Annotated in this window: 3 protein-coding genes; all 3 read left to right on the top strand. The window is 31.2% G+C overall.

Annotated features, from left to right (window positions below; genetic code table 11):
* Nucleotides 1–276: 276 nt before the first annotated feature.
* The 3 genes from lepB to hemW are packed head-to-tail and all read left to right on the top strand — an operon-like array spanning nucleotide 277 to nucleotide 3,834.
* Nucleotides 277–828, top strand: a complete 552-nt coding sequence (lepB, locus tag BO51_RS09920; protein WP_496486255.1) for a signal peptidase I — start codon at nucleotides 277–279, stop codon at nucleotides 826–828.
* A 50-nt stretch (nucleotides 829–878) separates the two neighbouring features.
* The gene (gene lepA, locus BO51_RS09925; protein ID WP_496486262.1) at nucleotides 879–2,690 is read left to right on the top strand and encodes a translation elongation factor 4; all 1,812 of its coding nucleotides are present in this window, start codon (nucleotides 879–881) and stop codon (nucleotides 2,688–2,690) included.
* Nucleotides 2,674–3,834 (top strand): radical SAM family heme chaperone HemW, encoded by a 1,161-nt coding sequence (gene hemW, locus BO51_RS09930; protein ID WP_496486264.1) that lies wholly within the window; start codon nucleotides 2,674–2,676, stop codon nucleotides 3,832–3,834. The genes lepA and hemW overlap by 17 nt, the downstream gene beginning before the upstream one ends.
* Nucleotides 3,835–3,938 lie beyond the last annotated feature (104 nt).

A 3,938-nucleotide genomic window follows, 5' to 3' on the forward strand; every position in this document is an offset into this window, starting at 1 on the left:
CGTTACTTAAAAAGCAAAATTATATCTCGAAGGTGACATTTTCATAGAATAAAATCATGATTTTTTAGGTGACATTTTCACAGGTTATTGACAGGAAAATTAACAATTTAGATTGAGATAAAACTCTATTAATATTCAATATCTAATAAAATCATTTTTTTAATAATTTACTATGTATGACATTAATAGATTAATAGCTATGTTTTAATTGATTAATAGCTATATAGTGGTATAATATCAATAGATTATTTGATATATGAGTAGGGGGAAAACTGATTGGATTATGAAGATAATAGCAAGAAGGGGAAAAGTGAATTGGTTGAATGGTTAAAAAGCATTGCAATTGCTATATTTATAGCAGTATTAATAAAGACCTTTGTTTTTAATACAACATATGTAGTTGGAAATTCAATGTACCCAACATTACACGAAAGCGATAGATTGATAGCTTTAAAATTACCCTTGTATTTTACAGATCCAAAACCTGGGGACATAGTTATATTGAGTGCTCCAGATGCTGAAAACAAAGATTATATAAAGAGAGTGATTGCAGTTGAAGGAGATGTTGTACAAATATCTGATGGCAAAGTTTATGTAAATGGTGTACAAATTGAAGAAAGCTATTTAAATGGCGATGAATACACCCATATTTACAGTGAAAATTATTGGATTGTGCCAGCGGGAGAAGTTTTTGTGTTAGGAGATAATAGAGCTGAAGGTGCCAGCAAAGACAGTAGATATTTTGGGACGGTAAAAATAAAAGAAATAAAGGGCATTGCAAGATTTAGATATTATCCTTTCGATTCTAGATTTGGTAAATTAAAATAACCTCCCAGTTTTGGGAGGATTTTCCTATTTAATAGTTTGGAGGTAAACTAATGCACGTAGACAAAGAGAATATAAGAAATTTTTCGATAATCGCACATATTGACCATGGGAAATCAACTTTAGCTGACCGACTTATTGAAAAGACAGGAATGATGACACAGAGAGAAATGCAAGAACAAGTTCTAGACAAGATGGACTTAGAGAGAGAGAGAGGAATCACAATAAAGTTAAAAGCTGTAAGGCTCAATTACAAAGCAAATAATGGTAAAGAATATATCTTCAATTTGATAGATACTCCTGGACATGTCGATTTTAACTATGAAGTATCAAGATCATTAGCTGCTTGCGAAGGAGCTATTTTAGTTGTTGATGCAACACAGGGAGTAGAAGCACAGACATTAGCGAATGTTTATCTAGCTATAGATCAAGATTTAGAGATATTTCCTGTAATAAATAAAGTCGATTTGCCTAGTGCCAGACCAGAAGAAGTAGCCCAAGAAATCGAAGATATTATTGGAATCGATGCCTCATTTGCACCACGAATATCTGCTAAGGAAGGACTTAACATAGATCAAGTACTAGAGGGAATTGTTGAAAGAATCCCTGCACCTATTGGTGATGAAAACAAACCATTAAAAGCATTGATTTTTGATTCATATTATGATCCATATAAAGGGGTAACTTGCTACATAAGAGTTTTTGATGGAAAAATTTATCCTGGCATGAAAATTAAAATGATGTCAACTGGTAAAGAATTTGAGGTAACAGAAGTCGGGATTAGTACATCAAAACAGATTCCTATGGATTTTTTAAGCGCAGGTGAAGTTGGATATGTAGCAGCGAGCATAAAAAATGTCAAAGAAGCAAGAGTGGGAGATACTATAACTGATGCATTAAATCCCACAGAAAAACCTCTTCCTGGTTATAAAAAAGTAACACCTATGGTTTATTGTGGAGTGTATCCTGCTGAGGGAGAAGACTTCAATAGTGTCAGAGATGCATTGGAAAAGTTGCAAGTTAATGATGCTAGTCTAGTATTTGAACCTGAAACATCCCAAGCATTAGGCTTTGGATTTAGATGTGGATTTTTAGGACTACTTCATATGGAGATAATTCAAGAAAGGCTTGAAAGAGAATTTGATTTAAATATAATAACAACAGCTCCAAGTGTTATTTACAAAGTACACAAGACAGATGGAGAGATCATAGATATTCAAAACCCTTCAAATTTGCCTAAACCATCTGAAATTGATTATATAGAAGAGCCTATAGTATCAGCTTCTATTATGACTCCATCTGAGTATGTTGGCGCTATAATGGAGCTTTGCCAGAACAAGAGAGGCGTATTTCTAAATATGGAGTATCTAGATGAAAAAAGAGTAACTTTAAAATATGAATTACCGTTGAATGAAGTAATATATGATTTTTTTGATGCACTAAAATCCAAAACTAGAGGATATGCATCATTTGATTATGAGCTAAAAGGATACGATCGAAGTAAACTAGTAAAATTAGATATATTGATTAATGGAGAATTAGTAGATGCTTTTTCTATAATTGTGCATGAAGAGAAAGCTTATGAAAGAGGAAGAAGCATAGCTGAAAAACTTGTAGATGTAATACCAAGACACCAATTTGCAATACCAATACAAGCAGCTATTGGATCCAAGATTATTGCAAGAGAAACAATAAGAGCTCTAAGAAAAGATGTTTTAGCCAAATGTTATGGAGGAGACATTACTAGAAAGAAAAAACTGTTAGAAAAGCAAAAAGAGGGAAAGAAAAGAATGAGACAAATTGGCTCTGTAGAAGTACCACAAGAAGCTTTTCTTAGTGTTTTAAAATATGATGAAAAGAAGTAGATTAGGCATGGAGAAATTAGGAATTTATATCCATATCCCATTTTGTATAAAAAAATGCGATTATTGCGATTTTGTTTCAGTAAAACCAAGTGAAGAGATGATTGAAAGATATATCAATTCCCTTATTAATGAGATAAAAATCTATAGCAAGTTGATTGGTGGATATTTAGTGGATTCTATTTTTATTGGAGGAGGTACTCCTTCTAGCATCGATATCAAGTATATTAATAGAGTATTTGAAACATTAAACAATTCATTTAATATTGATTCAGATGCTGAAATAACAATTGAAGTTAATCCAGGGACTATTGATAATAAAAAAATAAAAGCATACAAGGAAAATGGAATCAATAGAATTAGTTTAGGAGTACAATCACTAAATGATAAAATTCTGTATAACATAGGGAGAATACACAACAAAGAAGATATTATAAACACTATTAAGTTGATTAAGTTAAATGGCTTTGACAACTTAAACACAGATTTAATGATAGGATTACCTGGGCAAACATTACCTGATGTGATAAATAGCTTAGAACAAATTATAGAGTTAAAACCAACCCACATATCTTTATATAGTTTGATCATTGAAGAAGGGACTAAATTATACGAACTTGAAAAAAACGGCAAGCTAATTCTTCCAAGCGAAGATGAAGAAAGACTGATGTATCATGATGCAAAGGAATTCTTAGAAGAAAATGGATATTTGCAGTATGAGATATCGAATTTTTCCCAAAATGGTTTTGAATGCAAGCACAATCTAAAATATTGGACTTTAAAACCATATATTGGACTTGGATTAAATAGCCACTCAAACATTTGGAATTACCGATATTGGAATTATTCAAATTTCACTGATTACAATGAAGCACTTAATCGAGGTAGCCTACCTATATCGAATAAAGAATTTATTAGCACTAAATCGAGAATAACTGAATTTATGATACTTGGGATTAGATTAAATTCAGGTATTAACAGAGAAGAATTTTATAAAGAATTTGGTACTGACATTGACTATTTCTATAAAGATGCTATTCAAAAGAACAAAGATTTAGGGTTAATTTATGAAGACAGGCGAAGCATTAAACTAACAAAAAAAGGACTTGATTTTAGCAATATTGTAGAATTAGATTTCTACATTTAATACAAAAATACTGTCAATAGTCAGTGAAAATGTCATGTAAAAGTATAAAGTTTTATTCAATGAAAATGTCACTATTAGAATTTGAAAATATATTTACACTGTTT

It is taken from the genome of Soehngenia saccharolytica DSM 12858 (genome assembly GCF_059568515.1).